The following is a 17,122-nucleotide window of genomic DNA, read 5'->3' as shown; positions in this document are numbered from 1 at the left end:
GAGCCATTGTTGAATGATAACTCTGAAAGGATAGTAGTACTGCTACTTCCATTTCAGGTGCAATTTTTATCACAAGATGGAACGATGTGAAAAGGGAGAGATGCACATGCATTTATATGGAACACAAGCGATTTCTGAAGATGGTCATTTAACGATTGGACAGGTAGATACATTAGAGCTTGCAAAAGAGTATGGTACACCTTTGTTTGTGTATGATACGGCGCTTATTCGTAAGCGTGCACGCGGCTTTATTGATACGTTTAAAAAACTAGGGGTAAAAGCAGAAGTAGCTTATGCTTCTAAAGCATTTGCATGTGTAGCTGTGTACCAATTAGCGGCAGAAGAAAATCTATCGTTAGACGTTGTCTCTGGTGGAGAATTATTTACAGCTTTAAAAGCTGGATTCCCTGCTGAGCGTATTCATTTCCATGGTAATAATAAAAGCATTGCTGAATTAGAATTAGCCTTTGACTCAAAAATTGGTTGTATTGTCGTGGATAACTTCTATGAAATTCAACTATTACAAGAAATCTCAGAGCGCCGTCAACAAAAAATGCGTATTTTACTACGTGTCACACCAGGTGTCGAGGCACATACGCATGATTTCATTACGACAGGTCAAGCGGATTCTAAATTTGGCTTCGACTTAAATAATGGTCAAGCAGATGAAGCTTTCCACAAAACTTTTAACCATGAATACCTAGAACTTCTAGGATTACACTGCCATATTGGCTCTCAAATTTTTGACACAGCGGGCTTTGGTTTAGCGGGAGAAAAACTAATTGATAAAATTTCTGATTGGAACAAGACTCACGATTTTACGTGTACTGTGTTAAACTTAGGAGGGGGCTTCGGAATTCGTTATACTGAGGAAGATGCACCGCTTGAGCCACAAGTATATGTAGAGGATATGATCACAGTTGTCAAGAACAAAGCGACTCTACTTGGTCTAACTATGCCGGAAATTTGGATTGAACCAGGGCGGTCACTTGTAGGCGATGCAGGAACATCACTTTATACTATTGGTTCACAAAAAACAGTGCCTAATGTTCGTAAATATATTGCTGTTGATGGTGGCATGAGTGATAATATCCGTCCGGCATTATATGATGCGAAGTACGAGGCGGTCATTGCAAATAAAGCAAATGAATCAAAAAGTGAAACATATACAGTGGCTGGTAAACTTTGTGAATCGGGCGATAAATTAATTATTGATGCTAAGCTTCAGGAAGCAGCTTCTGGTGATGTATTAGCAATCTTCTGTACTGGTGCGTATGGATATTCTATGGCGAGTAACTATAATCGTGTACCACGACCAGCAGTTGTATTCGTTGAAAATGGCAAGCATCAATTAGCAATTCGACGCGAAAGTTATGAAGATATTGTACAAAACGATCTCCCGCTAACGTTAAAAAAGGGTGAGTAAATATGAGAAAAAACAAATGGGTATTACTAGCGTCCATTTCAACTTTTGTTTTGTTGTGGGGCATTTTCTATTGGGTATTGGCGTCTAAAGGTATTCTCGGACCTGGTTCGTAAGACAGAAATTGACTTGCGGTAAAAGTACAAATCGTGTAGGATAGTCAAAGATTATGTACAGCTAGAAAAAGAGGGAATAGACAAATATGTTAATTCGATATAAGAAAGCTTTCGAGAAAATAGCAATGGGGCTACTCTCGTTTATGCCTAACGAAAAAGACATAAAAAAGCTCACAGAGACAATCCACTCCTATGAAAATAATGATAATTGGGTTTTATATTTATGGAAAAAGAATGATGAATATGTTGGCATTGTTGGACTTGTAACAGACAGTAATAGTATAGCTACGATTCAACATGTATCCGTTGTCCCTTCCTATAGAGGTGAGGGTGTTGCGAAGGAAATGCTGCAGGAATTAGCTGACCTTGGCCAGTACGAAAGTGTGCGTGCAACAGAGGAAACACGTAATATTGTTAAAAAATGTATAAATTGTATCGATGAAGAAGCAGACGATCATTGACGTCTGCTTTTTCTTTGTTTGCTTTCTTGACGTTCTGCAAGAATATGTGAGCGATCTCGAAGCATATGTTTATGAAGAAGATAGTTAGAGCTACTTGATGGTAAAAGCTGTATGCGAGCAAAAACTAATTCCTCCAATTTGGGTGAAAGAGAAAGTTGAAATGCTTGAAAGGACTTGCCCATTTGGATAGCAGAAAGTGCATCTGTTAGTTGTGTTAGTAGTATTTCGTAGTCGATTTCGTCAAAAAAGATGTGCCCTATATTATATTGAAAATTATTGAGTGCTTTTTCTAGGATTCGCGCAGCGCCAATATAATTGTCACGTCGATAATGATATAAACCTGTTGCGAGCTGTACGTATCCAACGAGAGGGTGCTTTTTATCACCTGGAGCAATATCCTTCCAGTATTCCTCAAGGACTTCATGGCATTCAAAAAAATCTTGATTACCATTGAAAAAAGCACAGTAGTCGATAAATAAAGTATGATGCTGTGGATGCATTTTGGACTCCTTTCTACTATACTAAAAGAACATATAATCTCAGGGTGGTAAAACAATGTCTTATGAAGTAAAATTAGAAGCCTTTTCAGGGCCTCTTGATTTATTATTGCATTTAATTCACAGATTGGAAATTGATATTTATGATATCCCAATGGCTGAAATTACTCAACAATATATCGACCATATACATGCTATGCAGGTACTGGAGTTAAATGAGGCTAGTGAATATTTAGTGATGGCTGCAACATTATTGGCCATTAAAAGTCGTATGCTCCTACCAATTCATGAAGGTGAGCTTGAAGATGCCGAATTAGAAGTCGACGGTCCAGACCCTCGTGAAGAACTAGTGCAACGTTTAATAGAGTATAAGAAATATAAAGAAGCAGCAAGTAGTCTACAAGAGCTTGAAACAGATCGGGCACAGGTATTTTCACGGCCACCAGCAGATTTATCTGAGTTAGCATCAGATGAGCAAATGGCGTTATTTGATTTGAACGTCAACATCTATGACATGCTTGGGGCCTTTCAAAAACTGATGCGTCGAAAAAAATTAAAAAAACCACTAAAGACAACTGTAGCGAGACAGGAACGCTCAGTGAAAGATCAAATGCGTTCAGTTGTCGATTCATTACGATCTACAGGTGGACGTGCATCATTTTCCGAGCTTTTTCCTTATGAAGATAAGCCAACGCTTATTCTGACGTTTTTATCCATTCTGGAACTGATGAAACGTCAGATCGTCATCGTAGAGCAAGATGGTAACTTTGAAGAATTAACAGTTACATTACAGAAGGAGGAATGGGATGATGACGAAAACAATGATGCTACAGAGTAGAATAGAATCCTTATTATTTGTCGTTGGAGACGACGGCTTAACTATTAAACAATTGTCACAACTTTTAGGTGAACCGGAAGAGTTAATCGTACAGACAATGGAAGTGTTGAAAACAACATATGAAGAAGATTTAGCTAGAGGCCTTACTATAAAAGAAATAGCGGGAGTTTATCAGCTTATAACAAAATCTGAACTAGCAGATACCATTCAAAGATTAGTAGAAAATCCGACTGTTCAATCATTATCGCAAGCCTCACTTGAGGTATTGGCTATTGTGGCATACAAACAGCCAATTACACGTGTAGCAATTGAAGATTTACGCGGTGTGAAATGTGAAAGACCTATACAAACGCTTGCTTCGAGAGGGTTAATTAAGGAAGTTGGTCGCTCAGAAGGGACAGGACGTGCAATCTTATATGGTACAACAAAAGAATTTTTAAACTACTTTGGTTTAAATAGTATAGAAGAAATGCCGCCTTTACCTGAAGATGAGCTAGTTGAAACAGAGCAAGAAACAGATTTATTTATGACGAAATTCCAAGAAACCTTTAGTGGAGTAAAGTAAATAAGCAATGCGTAATTGATAGGTATAATACTTTGCTTGAAACATAAATATAATCTATATTTTCCTATTACTTTTAATAAGGAGTGGCTCGTTGCTTCGGTTAGTACGTTTACTATTGTTCATGATCGTTGTGGTAATGTTAATGCTTCCTCAAACCAGTGTAGCACGGGGTGGTAGCGGATATGCTGTCTTAGATGGTGATACAGGCCGTGTTTTATTCGAATCAAATAGTGATGCACGATTACCAATTGCTAGCTTAACAAAAATTTGGACAGCACTCGTTGCTATTGAAAATAGCAATCTTCAAGATGAAGTGGTTATTTCACCGAGGGCTGCAACGGCTGAGGGCTCGTCAATTTACTTGCAGGCAGGGGAAAAAGTTACGGTAGAAACACTGTTATATGGATTGATGTTACGATCAGGAAATGATGCAGCAACAGCTTTAGCAGAGCATGCCGGTGGATCAGTTGAAGGGTTTGTCAAGTTAATGAATGAGCGGGCTGTTGTTGCGGGTCTCACAAATACAGTATTTATGAACCCGTCTGGCTTGCACCATGATGAGCATTTATCGTCAGCAAGAGATACTGCTGAAATGTTGAGAATTGCTCTTCAAAATAAAACTTTCAAGAAGATTGCCTCCACAGTTCTATTTCGTGCCAATACTGAAAACGGGATGTTATGGGAAAATAAGCACCGGTTATTACGAGAAGGGGCAGGGGTTGCTATCGAAATAGGTGATGAGACACAACTACCTGTTAATGCATTAAAATCAGCAAAAGGTTCAGCGTTCGCCGGAAAAACAGGCTTTACAAAGGTGGCTGGCCGGACCCTTGCAACCGCCTTCCAAAAGAACGGGCAAACATGTATCGTCGTCACTTTGAATGAATCCGATGACTGGAATGTACATCGGGGTTTAGCGAACAAGGTTTGGGAAGATTACAGCCTTGAGACAGTGGTGGAAAAAGGTAAATATAAAGTCAATAAAAACCTTTCCATTCGTTTAGAGGAACCAATTCGTTTGCAGTTAAATAAAGAAGAAAAAGAAAGTGTAAGGCAAGTTTTGCATGTTTCACGAAAACGTAAGGAAGGTGTACTGTCCCTCTTTATCGGTGAAGAGCGTATCTATGCAGTACCAGTAAAAGTTGAATCAGCGGATCCTTAAAAGCGATTCGCTGATTTTTTTTATTTATGAACCACATTTTGGATAACGTTTGTGGTCAAATAGGGGTAATAATAATTTTATTGTTATCAAGCTTTATCGCTCCCGTTATCTTTTTATATCCTATTCAAGAATTGTTCTATCGACCTAAGGAATACTACTTTTTTGATCCTTTTTTAACCGCCTATATTATATTGATGGTCGTATTAATCATGTTAGCAGTCACGTTATTAGTCAATTTTTTAGTGACTCCTAAAACAAGAAAAAGGAAGAATATTCAACGAGGAATAGTGGGGATATCGTTTGTAATTGCTGGTGCATTGATATTTTTATGTATTAATAACTATCAATATATTGATACAAAAGAAATTCTTATGAATCCTTTTTTTAGTTTGCAAGAAGATCATACAAGCTGGGAAGATATTGTGAAGGTTGAACAGACTATTGTGGAAGAAAATGGTGTGAGTTTACCAAAAAAATTGATTTTTACATTAAAAGATGGTTCAACAATTGAACAACCTTTAACAGAAAAGTTTCAAGCGCGAAGCAATTTATTAATAAAGAATTAAGTAATTATGGACTTAAAATCGAAAATAAATATAGTGAAAATGATTAGTAATGAAAGGCTGCCGAAAATGGTGGCTTTTTTTGTTTACGCTCGCTATTTGATTAAAAATAATAAGAGGATTTGATTAAAATTGGATCATCACCAAAAGATGGGGATGACATTTGTTACGTAGATAAAGCTTGAAAGGTGGATGTCGATAAAATTCAGAAGTTGGTCGATAAAATTCAAAAGTTGGTAGATAAAACTCAAAAGTTGGTAGATAAAATTCAGAAGTTGGTGGATAAAACTCAAAAGTTAGGTGATAAAACGTAAAAGTGTTCCGATAAAATTCAAAAGTTGGAAGCCATTTTGTTAAAACGTATTCCACGTATATAAATTGATCTTCGTTCCGGTTGGTTGACTCCTTGGGGATTAACGTCACAGATGAGACACTGCCGCAAAGCGGGGAGAGGAACGAAGGCTAAAAGAGTCACGTCTTGTGATAACACCTTCGTGAGCCGCTTCGCTTTCGCGCAAAAAACAACCTGCTGCTGCCGCTTCGCTTTCACGCAAAAAACATCCTACTGCTGCCGCTTCGCTTTCACGCAAAAAACATCCTGTCGCTGCCGCTTCGCTTTCGCACAGAAAACATTTGTTGCCCCGACGCACACTGGAAAGCGTCCAGTCGGAACGGAAATCAATTCCACATTATGGTGAGGATCCTTAGTATTTAAGTGCAAATTATCCAAAAACTAGTTGATAAAAACTATTTCAAATCATTTAATTATTTATCCATAATTAGTTTTTCTTTAATAATGTATAAAAGTATGACATAATTTTCACAGATTAGCGGGAAAAATAACCTTATTCATAATGTGCGAATGAGGTTTAATGCTTGGTGTCAAACCAAGGTGAATGAAAATTAGAGGTGAAAGAATGGAAAGATTACAAAAGGTCATTGCATATGCTGGTGTGGCGTCTAGACGTAAGGCAGAACAATTGATTTTAGAAGGTAAAGTTAAAGTGAACGGAGTCGTAGTACGTGAGTTAGGTACAAAGGTTTCCAACTCAGATACGATAGAAGTAGAAGGCGTGAAGCTTGAGAAAGAGGATAAGGTTTATTATTTACTATATAAACCACGTGCAACGATTTCAGCTGTAACAGACGACAAAGGACGCAAAACTGTCACAGATTTGTTTAAGCATATCCCGCAACGAATTTTCCCAGTTGGCCGTCTCGACTATGATACATCTGGCTTATTGCTATTGACGAATGATGGTGAATTTTCATATATGCTGACGCATCCGAAGTTTAAAATCGACAAAACATATATTGCTCGTGTTAAAGGTGTTCCAACGATTGAAGGTTTAAAAAAGCTTCAACGAGGAATTAAGTTAGAAGATGGTAAAACAGCTCCTGCAATGGTTAGTATGACTTCATTTGATGAAAAAGCAGGTAAGGCAATCTGTGAAATTACGATCCACGAAGGGCGAAATCGTCAAGTGCGTCGTATGTTTGAGGCGATCGGTACTCCAGTTGTTAAACTAAAACGTGAACGCTTTGCCTTTTTAGATTTATTCGGGCTAGCTCCTGGGGAGTATCGTGAACTAACGAAGCATGAAGTGAAGCAATTGCGAGTGTTAGCGGAGACAGGAAAAATCGGATAAATGAGCAATTACTAAGAGAAAGTGAAATACTTCTATGTGCAATAGTAATGTATTCACTTTCTTATTAGTGAAATCGTTCATAAATCATTCATAATTATTAGCTAAGTGTTTGTGTTTCATTTTGCTATAATAGGTGTGAATAGCTTACCTAAATTAATTGCATCCTGATGAAATCGTTTCCACGATTTGTAAGGTAGTGTTTGACGCACAAGTGATTGACAAATATAAAATTTGACAAACATGTAAATGTCGTAAATTAGACAGAAAAAGTATACATATGAATGTTTATATGAAAAGCTTAGCGTCAATAGGAGTTACTCTAAGCCGTAATTGATAGGGGGTTTATTAACTTGGAGAAAAAGAAAAAACGTCTCGTAATTCGTACCATTATTTTAGCAGTCTTAGTATTAGCGATTGGTTACACGGTATACGGAACAGCGACAAAGGATAAAGTAGAGTTAATAGCAGTGGGCTCTCAAGCACCAGACTTCACGTTAGTAGATTTAAACGGTGAAAAACATAAGCTGTCTGATTATAAAGGGCAGGGAGTATTTTTGAACTTCTGGGGAACTTTTTGTCCGCCGTGTGAGAAGGAAATGCCTGCAATAAACCGTCAGTATCAAGTGTATAAAGATCAGGGTGTACAAACATTGTCGGTCAATATTGCGCAAACAGATTTTGAAGTACAGAATTTTGTCGATAGACACGAATTAAAGTTCCCAGTAGTTATTGACAAAACGAAAGACGTTATGACTACCTACAATGTAGGTAATTTACCTGCAACTCTCCTTATTGATCCAGATGGTAAAGTAGTCAAAATTACTACTGGTGAAATGACGGAGGAAAAAATTGCTTCGTACATGGAATTAGTGAAGCCGAAATAAGGAGAAAATGACTATGGAAAACATCATTTGTGCTTGTGGTCATAGTAACCCATATGGCACGAAGCTTTGTGAGAAATGTGGTCGTCCTTTAACTGAGGAAGGTAAACAGACAAAAGTTGTTGATATGCGCTACGATGGAACGGCGATTCGTTCAAAAACGTATAATAAAACAGTCATCGACAAAATTTGGAATTTCTTCTCGAATGTAAAAGTCGGGATTACCCTTATTATTATCACGTTGGTCGCAGCGTCAATCGGAACAATACTACCGCAAGAGATGTATGTAAATGCCCCTGAACCAAGTAAAGCTCAGTATTATGAGAAAGTGTATGGTTTGTTTGGCAAACTCTATAATAATTTAGGACTTTCTAATTTGTATAGTACTTGGTGGTTCCAAATTTTAGTGGGCATGCTTGCGACATCCATTATTGTTGCGAGTTTAGACCGTGGTTTACCATTGCATAAGTCTCTAAAAAATCAACGCGTTAAACGTCATGAAAGTTTCATGAAGCGTCAACGTATCGTTGCGGAAGGACAAGTGCCAAACCCTGATGAAACGCTAGATAAAGTTGAGCAAAAAATGACTGAATTAAAATATCATGTTCGTCGTGATGGTAGTGCATTGCTAGCAGAGCGCGGTCGTTTTGCTCGATATGGCCCATACATAAATCATGTCGGTCTCATTATCTTTTTAGCAGGTGTTATGTTGCGCTTGGTACCTGGTTTTTATGTGGATGAGACGATCTGGATACGTGAAGGTGAGACACGAGCTATACCAGGTATGGACGGCTATTTTATTAAAAATAATAAATTTATTTTGGAAACCCATGGCAATAAGCCGCAGGACGAGAAAATGAACCAAGGTGTCAATGCTATGGCGAAGAACTACCAAACAGACGTCACATTATACAAACAACCTGACGGAGCTCTTCCAGGAGATATAGACAATCTTGAAAAATTGAGAGATTACTCTATTCGTGTCAATCATCCGTTAAAAGAAAACGGTTTTGCGCTGTATCAAATGAATTATCGCCTTAACGAATTGAGACAGATGAATTTTAATTTAGTGAATAAAGCAAATGAAGAAGATTCACTTGGTCAAATTCAAATTGATTTAACGAATCCTAAAAAAGAATATGATTTAGGAAATGGTTCCTCAGTACAGATTCTTGTTTATACACCAGATTTTGCTGGTTTTGAAAATGGTGAACCACAGACAAAAACATCAATACCAAATAATCCAGCCTTTATATTTAAAATGAAAACACCAGAAACTCCAAAAGGTGAAGTGAGCTTTGTAGAAATCAGGAAGCCACCATTTGAACCACTTGGTGAAAACAAATATAGAATGAAATTCGCAGGAGCAGAGATGCGTAATACATCAAACTTTACAATTCGTAAGGATAGTACGATACCAATTTTATTTGTAGGCGGTATTATTTTCATGATTGGTGTAGTAATTGGCTCGTATTGGAACCACCGACGTTTATGGTTACAGGTGGAGCCGGATGGTCGAGTATTGATGGCTGCCCATGTGAATAAAAATATGTACAGTATGAAAAAGGATTTAGATACAGTTACTACATTTGCTGACCTACCACCATATGAAGATCAGTTAGATAAGTCAGAAGATGTCAAGAAATCCACAAAGGAAAAGGAAGGTGACAACACCTTATGAGTTTGATTGACATAAGTGGAAACCTATTATTTGTAGCATTCATAGCCTACCTAGTTGCAACTTTATTATTTGGTGGTTCGATAAAGCAATCGAATGCAACAGGCAAAAATACTGAAAAATGGGGCAAGGTGGCAATTGTTGTCACGATTATAGGTCTACTTTCGCAGCTTGGTTATTTTATCACTCGTTGGATTTATGCAGGCCATGCACCTGTTAGTAATATGTTTGAATTTACAACTGCGTTCGGAATGTTCATTGTTGGGGCATTCATATTGATTTATTTTATTTATCGCGTGCCAGCTCTAGGCTTGGTAGCATTGCCTGTGGCGCTATTAATAATTGCTTATGCGGCGATGTTCCCGAAAGAGGTTACTCCTTTAATGCCGTCTTTACAAAGTTACTGGCTAACAATTCATGTTATTACAGCTGCTTTAGGGCAATCACTTTTAGCAATTAGTGCGGTAGCAGGACTAGTTTATTTATTAAAAGTAGTTGATTTAAAGAAACCTTCTAAACAACGTTTCTGGTTAGAAGCAGTAATGTTCTTCCTTGTGGTAGTCGTTGGTTTCGTAATTGCTACATCTGTTTTTAGTTTGATGGGTTACGATTCAACATATACTTATGTTGATAAAGAGGGTAATGGACGTCAAATTGAATACCAAATGCCGCCACTATTTGGTATGAATGAATATAAGGCAGTAGAAGAACATGGCATGTCTCCGTTAGTAGAAATGCCAGCACTCATTAATGCAAAGAAATTAACATCAGTTGTGTGGTCGTTTTTAGTAGGATCTGTTCTATATTTAGTAATTCGATTAATTGCACAACGTCGAATTAGTGCGATTTTCCAACCTTTTGTCAAACGAGTAAATTTACAATTAGTTGATGAAATTGGTTATCGTTCAGTGTTAATTGGCTTCCCAGTATTTACGTTAGGTGCTTTAATCTTTGCAATGATTTGGGCACAACTTTCGTGGAGTCGTTTCTGGGGATGGGATCCGAAGGAAGTGTGGGCACTTGTTACATGGTTATTTTATGCAGCATTCCTACACTTACGTTTATCAAAAGGCTGGGAAGGTGAAAAATCTGCATGGTTAGCATTAATTGGTTTCGCAATAATATTATTTAACTTAATTGCTGTTAACTTGATTCTTGCAGGTTTACACTCATACGCATCAGCTTAAATTGATTTGATAAAAACTGATTCATTTGAGACATATGAGATTTTTTACGTCGCTAGTATTGGAAAGAAGAGCCTTCTTGCTGTGGCAAGAAGGCTTTCTTTTCAATATATGCTATACCATGTACAATAGTAGGTAGAGAAAGATTAGAAGAGAGGGATCGTGAAAGTGTCAGAAAATATTTCAGTATTAGTTGTAGATGACGAGGATCGTATTCGACGCTTATTAAAAATGTATTTAGAGCGAGAAGGTTACCTTGTTGACGAAGCAGAAAATGGTGAACAAGCGATCGAAAAATCTTTAGAAAAAGAGTATCACTGTATTTTATTAGATATTATGATGCCTGAAAAAGACGGGCTTGAAGTTTGTGCGGAAATCCGTGAACGAGCAGCAACACCCATTATTTTATTAACTGCAAAAGGCGAGGAAGCGAATCGTGTACAAGGCTTTGAGCTAGGAGCAGATGATTATATTGTAAAACCATTTAGTCCTCGTGAGGTTGTGTTACGTGTGAAGGCTATATTACGTCGTTCACAAGCATTCTCACCTTCGACAAATGCTTCTTCTTCAAAAGATTTAGTTGTGTTCCAACATTTAATGATCGATCATGATGCCCACCGTGTAACAGCAGAGGGGATTGAAGTAAATTTAACGCCTAAAGAGTATGAATTGCTTTATTTCCTAGCTAAATCACCAGACAAAGTATTTGACCGTGAACAATTACTAAAAGAAGTTTGGCATTATGATTTCTTTGGCGACTTACGTACAGTTGACACGCATGTAAAACGTTTACGCGAAAAGCTCAACCGAGTATCTGAAAACGCTGCAAAAATGATTGTTACTGTATGGGGCGTTGGTTACAAATTTGAGGTTGTCAATGAATAGAATATGGAACAGTGTTGTCGGGAAGCTATGGGTAACCATATTGCTTCTCGTTTCATTTGTATTGTTTGTTTTCACGGTTTTAATGCTTGAGTTTCTTCAGAATTACCATATGCAACAAGCAGAAAGCTCCTTGCGTCAAACTGCAGCAACGGTTGCTAGTATAGTAGATGATAAAGAAACAGCTGAGTCGACTTCGGAATTATTAAAAGATATTTTACCTGAAAGTACAAATGCACTTATTGCTATTAACCATGACAGAGTTTCTTTTGCTATGCAGGAAGGTGTCAATAAAAAAGAAATCCAGGATATGATTTTAGCTAATAAATCGTTCCAAGAAGTTTTTCAATCAGATAAACCGATTATTAAGGAAATGATGATGCCGTCATCCACAGACGAAGAAAAAATGGAGTCGTATGTTGTGCTAGGTTTCCCACTAAATGTGGAAAATACAGTGCACGGGGCTGTCTTTATTTATCAAAGTCCAGATGCGCTACATAAAACATCGAAAGAAACAACGAAAGTTGTCTTTTTATCTGCGTTCATTGCCTTTGTACTGACGACATTTTTTGCGTTTTTCCTTTCATCACGTATTACATCTCCATTACGTAAAATGCGAGAGTTGGCGTTTGAAATTTCTAAAGGGAATTTTGAAGCGAAGATGCCGACTGCACAAAATGATGAAATTGGCCAGCTTGCAGTTGCCTTTAATCAAATGGGACGTCAATTGAAACACAATCTAGAAGTGATCAATCAAGAAAATGAACAGCTTTCAAATATTTTGACATCGATGACAGACGCAGTTATTACGTTTAATCGTGACCGTACAATATTATTAAGTAATCCGCCAGCTGACCGTTTAATGCAAAAATGGTTTGTCAATAAAGGTTCACAAAGTGCGAAGCCAATTCCGCCAGAGCTTTATCATATGCTTGACCATGTACTGATGTTTGAGGATAAGCTCGAAGAAGAAATTGAGATGGATGGCAATTACTATACGTTTACGATTAGCCCTCTTTATAGTGAGGATTCGATACGTGGAGCAGTTGCGGTAATTCGTGATATGACAGAGCAGCATCGCTTAGAGAAACTGCGTTCAGACTTTATTGCTAATGTGTCTCATGAGCTACGAACTCCAATCTCGATGCTTCAAGGTTATTCAGAGGCCCTAATGGATGATGACTTTATTCGGGATCAAGAAGAACGAAACGAGATTACAAAAATTATTTATGATGAATCGAAGCGTATGGGGCGCCTCGTAACAGATTTATTAGATCTTGCGCGTATGGAATCGGGGCATATGACACTTTACAAGGATGAACTCCCAATTAATTCAACATTTGAACGTATTACGCAAAAATTTGCACAGGTTGCAAAAGAGAAACATGTTCGTCTAATATTTGACAGTGAATTTAATGACGAAGCTACGATTAGTATAGACGAGGATCGGATTGAACAAGTACTAACGAATTTAGTTGATAATGCTCTCCGTCATACGGATGAAGGCTCAGTAACGGTGAAGGTTGAGCAGGAGCCAACTTTTGCCAAGATAGCTGTTCAGGATACAGGACATGGTATTCCTCAAGAGGACTTACCATATGTCTTTGAACGTTTCTATAAAGCAGATAAGGCACGTACGCGTTCTAAGGGCGGAACTGGCCTAGGTTTAGCTATTGCTAGAAATATTGTCAAGGCACATTCAGGCAATATTATGGTAGATAGTGTGCTGAAAGAGGGCACTACCTTCACGTTTTATTTACCATTCGATTAATATTATTAAAGAGTGGTATTAATTGGATGTAACTTCTGTGGGCAATTAGACGACAAATATAAATAGAACGGGGGTGGAGTGCTTTGAATGACTCCGTGTTCCATCGATTATACGATGCATATCATCAAGACGTGTTCCAGTTTCTTATTTATTTAGTAAAAAACCGTACACTTGCTGAGGATTTAGCGCATGAGGTTTATGTTCGCGTATTGCGCTCATATGATCAGTTCGCAGGAAATAGCAGTGAAAAAACATGGCTTTTTGCTATTGCTAAAAATGTCGCTATTGATCATTTTAGAAAGCAGGCTGTACGCCAAAAACATTCACTTGATTTTTTTGACTGGGAAACGGAACAGCTACATTCAACCACACCATCACCGGAAGACGTTTTGCTGGCCAGTGATGAATTTATGCAGGTGCAAGCAGCACTTGAACACTGTACAGGTGACCAAAAAATGGTCATTATTATGCGTTACTTTCAAGATTTATCGATTGCAGAAACAGCGCAAATACTAGATTGGACAGAAGCGAAGGTAAAAACCACTCAGCATCGTGCCATTAAATTTTTAAGGCAACAGCTACAACAGGTTAGAGAACAGGAGGCGAAACGGCAATGACACATAATCAATTTGATGATGATCAACTTGAACATGTATTGAATAATGCCCCTAAGCTTTCTGACCGCCGTTCGAAAGAAGAAATATTAAATCGATTATTGGCAGATGCTCGCTTGCAGGATAATGTCCATCTTCAAGAAGCTATACACGAACCGATAGATGATGAAATAACATTGCAAGAGCAACAACAAAGTATGCATACGCAACAAGAAAGTACCGAGACAGCAACAACAAAGAAGAAAGTTCGTAAATGGCCAATCTTTATGAGTGTTGCAGCAGTTTTCGTTTTAACAGTACTTACAGGCTCCATGTTCATGAATCATAATGATGCAAAAAAAGACCAGGCAAATGCTCCTGAACCTTCTCAATATTCAACATTGCAGGATAATGGTGCAGCAAAAAGCTCTGTCAAACATGATAAAATTATGGAATCCAACATAGTAGCAGACTATTCACAGATCATGTCTCTACGATCATCTGTTTATAAGGAAGATTTAACAGATGCAGTAATGTTCCGTATTGGTTTGGCAAATCGTGATAAGGAAAGTGTTCCGATGACGTATATCATTCCGAATGAACGAGTTACTACTGATTTTGGGAAGAAAAAGCCTACAACATTACAAATGTATGAAAAGTATGCGCCACAAATTGATGAGGAAGCAGATGGTTTTACTAATTATCATCCATATAAAGGAGAATTGAAGGAGAAGGGCGATCAACTGGTTCATGTATTGCCGAAGAATAATGACTATGATGTCGCTTCTAAAGATGCTGGAGAATATGTAGGTACTTTACAGGACACATTCTCAGACTCAGAGTATAAAAGTATTGCAATTGAAAATTCTGACGGTACAGCAAACAAGCTTTCCAAAGAAGAAGAGACAAAAAAGCCTATGGCATTAACACCCTCAAATCATTTTAATTATTATTTATATAAAGATGAAAATGGAGTTGAATATTTATCACCTGATTCTCGTAAAACCTTTTCCACTGTAACAGAAGCTCTTACCGATATGAGAGCTAAAAATGATGATGCATACGTTCCAGTCATCCCGGAAAATATAACATTCACTGTGAAAGAGGTAGCAGAAGGCGTTATTGTTACATTTGATGAACCGCTTGATTTAACGACAATGGACGCGGTTCGTGCAACTCAATTAATGGAAGCTATGATGCTCACTGCTGCAAGCTTTGATAAACAAGTACGTCTAGACAATGTTGTACAGGAGAGCTGGGAAGGATTTGATTTAAAAAATTTCTTGCCAAAGCCTGTAGGAGCAAATAAACGATATATGCCATAAGTAAGAAAACAACAAATAGACGAACAGAACGTAAATAAATTTTTTGGAGCATTCTCGCTGTTGTATGTGCGTGAATGCTCTTGGCGTTTTATAACACCAAGAGCAAAGAAGTTAAGGGAAAGATTAATTACCTGATTGGTGAACACTAATTAGCAATTGGGATGTGGAAAACCCCATACTGATTACAGTTTCACTTTATAAGGAGATTAACCGAGTATCTGTAAAACATACAAGTTTAATCGGAATTTTTTAAGCAAAGCTATTTACTTTTCTTTAATAATTCATTATAGTAAGGCTATGAAATAAAAAAATATTGATTCATCTTCGGGGCAGGGTGAAAATCCCGACCGGCGGTAATAGAGTTGTAAATCGCTAATGTTTCCTTTAAGTCATATTAGCTCGAATGATTTACTAAAGGCTCTTCAGCCCGCGACCTGTGCAAATAATTTTTTGCATGGCTGACTTGGTGCGATTCCAAGGCCGACAGTTAAAGTCTGGATGGGAGAAGATGGAGGTACGATCGTCATTCATTGTTATGAAATTAGCTATGTACGAGCGTTTTTTCGATGTGGCTTCACACAGCGTATGCTCAAAAATAGTTAATTAATGGCGTTTTTTAATCATGCCTATTCTCCCTTATGCTCTTTTGCATAAGGGTTTTTTTCATGATAATAATTGATTAGGTCGTAACCTTTCTTCTTGCGAGATTGAATCAGCAAAGAGGAGAGCGTTTTCTATGAAGAAAAATGTTAAACTTCAATCGTTTATAACGATTGGCATGCTGAGCAGTATTTCGTTTTTATTAATGCTTTTTAATTTCCCTATTCCGCCATTTCCAGCGTTTTTGGAAGTGGACTTCAGTGATATGCCAGCATTGCTTGCAGCGATCACAATGGGACCTGTAGCCGGTATTTTAGTAGAATTCTTTAAAAATATGTTGGACTGGATTTTCTCAGGCACACCAACGGGAGTACCGGTAGGACATTTCGCGAACTTTGCAACAGGTATTTTATTTATTCTACCAGTTAGCTTTGTTTTCAATCGCGTCAAAACAGTTAAAGGTCTTATCGGAGGTTTAGCTGCTGGAACAATCATAATGGCAGTGGGAATGAGCATTCTTAACTATGCAGTATTTTTACCTATGTACACTTACTTTTTAGGTATGGAACCAGTTGTAGGTGATTCACTATATAAAATGATCGTAGCTGGTATCTTGCCATTTAACATTGTGAAAGGTATTTTAATTACTATCATCATGGCATTACTATTCACAACAATGCGTAAATGGATTAATCATCAGCGTTCCATGTATATGAGTTAATTTCGTGAAAAAAGTATGATTTAGGATAGTGTTCAAGTAATGACACCTTATGGACTGTTAAAGTCTAGGAGGTGTTTTTTTGTTGCTTAAATTTGCAATTGCAGATTTTATTTCAGAAAAAGAGTTACAAAATTTAGGCTCATCACCATAACTTGGGGTTGACCATCAATAAATTTCCATTAAAGTATAGAAAAAAAGTGAAAACTCACGTAT

17 protein-coding genes and 1 riboswitch are annotated in these 17,122 nt (G+C 37.6%); of the genes, 16 read left to right on the top strand and 1 reads right to left on the bottom strand.

What is annotated here, in order from left to right:
* Positions 1-106: 106 nt before the first annotated feature.
* Entirely contained in the window at positions 107-1,426 is a 1,320-nt protein-coding gene (gene lysA, locus AMS59_RS07425; RefSeq protein ID WP_053483125.1) for a diaminopimelate decarboxylase, read from the top strand.
* Between the two features lie 199 nt (positions 1,427-1,625).
* On the top strand, positions 1,626-2,000 hold the full coding sequence (locus AMS59_RS07420) for a GNAT family N-acetyltransferase (protein WP_053483124.1): 375 nt from the start codon (positions 1,626-1,628) through the stop codon (positions 1,998-2,000).
* Here the strand turns inward: AMS59_RS07420 and AMS59_RS07415 are convergent.
* Positions 1,994-2,500, bottom strand: coding sequence for a DUF309 domain-containing protein (locus AMS59_RS07415; protein WP_053483123.1), 507 nt, complete (start codon positions 2,498-2,500; stop codon positions 1,994-1,996). The two genes, AMS59_RS07420 and AMS59_RS07415, sit on opposite strands and share 7 nt — an antisense overlap.
* Positions 2,501-2,555: 55 nt before the next feature.
* Here AMS59_RS07415 and AMS59_RS07410 point away from each other — a divergent pair, with 55 nt between their 5' ends.
* The 14 genes from AMS59_RS07410 to AMS59_RS07350 all read left to right on the top strand — a co-directional run bounded on the left by AMS59_RS07410 (position 2,556) and on the right by AMS59_RS07350 (position 16,909).
* Positions 2,556-3,335, top strand: a complete 780-nt coding sequence (locus tag AMS59_RS07410) for a segregation/condensation protein A (RefSeq protein WP_053483122.1) — start codon at positions 2,556-2,558, stop codon at positions 3,333-3,335.
* The gene (gene scpB, locus AMS59_RS07405) at positions 3,307-3,900 is read left to right on the top strand and encodes an SMC-Scp complex subunit ScpB (RefSeq protein ID WP_053483121.1); all 594 of its coding nucleotides are present in this window, start codon (positions 3,307-3,309) and stop codon (positions 3,898-3,900) included. Before AMS59_RS07410 ends, scpB begins: the two co-directional genes overlap by 29 nt.
* A 91-nt stretch (positions 3,901-3,991) precedes the next feature.
* A complete protein-coding gene (locus tag AMS59_RS07400) occupies positions 3,992-5,062 on the top strand; it encodes a D-alanyl-D-alanine carboxypeptidase family protein (protein ID WP_053483120.1) in 1,071 nt (356 codons plus the stop codon).
* Positions 5,063-5,100: 38 nt separating this feature from the next.
* A complete protein-coding gene (locus AMS59_RS07395; RefSeq protein ID WP_234007705.1) occupies positions 5,101-5,628 on the top strand; it encodes a hypothetical protein in 528 nt (175 codons plus the stop codon).
* A 185-nt stretch (positions 5,629-5,813) separates the two neighbouring features.
* Positions 5,814-5,939: a hypothetical protein gene (locus AMS59_RS26915; protein WP_156304580.1), complete on the top strand. Its 126-nt coding sequence runs from the start codon at positions 5,814-5,816 to the stop codon at positions 5,937-5,939.
* 603 nt (positions 5,940-6,542) lie between these two features.
* Positions 6,543-7,274: a pseudouridine synthase gene (locus AMS59_RS07390; protein ID WP_053483118.1), complete on the top strand. Its 732-nt coding sequence runs from the start codon at positions 6,543-6,545 to the stop codon at positions 7,272-7,274.
* Between the two features lie 350 nt (positions 7,275-7,624).
* Positions 7,625-8,158, top strand: a complete 534-nt coding sequence (gene resA, locus AMS59_RS07385; protein WP_053483117.1) for a thiol-disulfide oxidoreductase ResA — start codon at positions 7,625-7,627, stop codon at positions 8,156-8,158.
* Positions 8,159-8,171: 13 nt separating this feature from the next.
* A complete protein-coding gene (locus AMS59_RS07380) occupies positions 8,172-9,836 on the top strand; it encodes a cytochrome c biogenesis protein ResB (RefSeq protein ID WP_053483116.1) in 1,665 nt (554 codons plus the stop codon).
* Entirely contained in the window at positions 9,833-11,020 is a 1,188-nt protein-coding gene (gene ccsB, locus AMS59_RS07375; protein WP_053483115.1) for a c-type cytochrome biogenesis protein CcsB, read from the top strand. Before AMS59_RS07380 ends, ccsB begins: the two co-directional genes overlap by 4 nt.
* Before the next feature lie 165 nt (positions 11,021-11,185).
* Positions 11,186-11,902, top strand: coding sequence for a response regulator transcription factor (locus AMS59_RS07370; RefSeq protein WP_049668637.1), 717 nt, complete (start codon positions 11,186-11,188; stop codon positions 11,900-11,902).
* The gene (locus AMS59_RS07365) at positions 11,895-13,670 is read left to right on the top strand and encodes an ATP-binding protein (protein WP_053483114.1); all 1,776 of its coding nucleotides are present in this window, start codon (positions 11,895-11,897) and stop codon (positions 13,668-13,670) included. The genes AMS59_RS07370 and AMS59_RS07365 overlap by 8 nt, the downstream gene beginning before the upstream one ends.
* Before the next feature lie 83 nt (positions 13,671-13,753).
* On the top strand, positions 13,754-14,287 hold the full coding sequence (sigX, locus tag AMS59_RS07360) for an RNA polymerase sigma factor SigX (protein WP_053483113.1): 534 nt from the start codon (positions 13,754-13,756) through the stop codon (positions 14,285-14,287).
* A complete protein-coding gene (locus tag AMS59_RS07355) occupies positions 14,284-15,588 on the top strand; it encodes a hypothetical protein (RefSeq protein ID WP_053483112.1) in 1,305 nt (434 codons plus the stop codon). The genes sigX and AMS59_RS07355 overlap by 4 nt, the downstream gene beginning before the upstream one ends.
* Positions 15,589-15,904: 316 nt before the next feature.
* Positions 15,905-16,102, top strand: a riboswitch (FMN riboswitch).
* Between the two features lie 222 nt (positions 16,103-16,324).
* Positions 16,325-16,909: an ECF transporter S component gene (locus AMS59_RS07350; protein WP_053483111.1), complete on the top strand. Its 585-nt coding sequence runs from the start codon at positions 16,325-16,327 to the stop codon at positions 16,907-16,909.
* The last annotated feature ends 213 nt before the right edge of the window (positions 16,910-17,122 follow it).

It is taken from the genome of Lysinibacillus sp. FJAT-14745 (assembly GCF_001275675.1).
In the GTDB taxonomy this organism is placed as follows: domain Bacteria; phylum Bacillota; class Bacilli; order Bacillales_A; family Planococcaceae; genus Lysinibacillus.
Note: the sequence above shows the minus strand (reverse complement) of the source record. Positions and strands in the feature narration are given on the sequence as shown.

Bases quoted from the DNA above. Each gene is read 5' to 3' on its own strand.
- AMS59_RS07380 (WP_053483116.1), top strand. From the start codon at position 8,172: ATGGAAAACATCATTTGTGCTTGTGGTCATAGTAACCCATATGGCACG.
- AMS59_RS07415 (WP_053483123.1), bottom strand. From the start codon at position 2,500: ATGCATCCACAGCATCATACTTTATTTATCGACTACTGTGCTTTTTTC.
- AMS59_RS07390 (WP_053483118.1), top strand. From the start codon at position 6,543: ATGGAAAGATTACAAAAGGTCATTGCATATGCTGGTGTGGCGTCTAGA.
- AMS59_RS07355 (WP_053483112.1), top strand. From the start codon at position 14,284: ATGACACATAATCAATTTGATGATGATCAACTTGAACATGTATTGAAT.
- lysA (WP_053483125.1), top strand. From the start codon at position 107: ATGCATTTATATGGAACACAAGCGATTTCTGAAGATGGTCATTTAACG.
- scpB (WP_053483121.1), top strand. From the start codon at position 3,307: ATGACGAAAACAATGATGCTACAGAGTAGAATAGAATCCTTATTATTT.
- AMS59_RS07410 (WP_053483122.1), top strand. From the start codon at position 2,556: ATGTCTTATGAAGTAAAATTAGAAGCCTTTTCAGGGCCTCTTGATTTA.
- AMS59_RS07350 (WP_053483111.1), top strand. From the start codon at position 16,325: ATGAAGAAAAATGTTAAACTTCAATCGTTTATAACGATTGGCATGCTG.
- AMS59_RS07365 (WP_053483114.1), top strand. From the start codon at position 11,895: ATGAATAGAATATGGAACAGTGTTGTCGGGAAGCTATGGGTAACCATA.
- ccsB (WP_053483115.1), top strand. From the start codon at position 9,833: ATGAGTTTGATTGACATAAGTGGAAACCTATTATTTGTAGCATTCATA.
- AMS59_RS07420 (WP_053483124.1), top strand. From the start codon at position 1,626: ATGTTAATTCGATATAAGAAAGCTTTCGAGAAAATAGCAATGGGGCTA.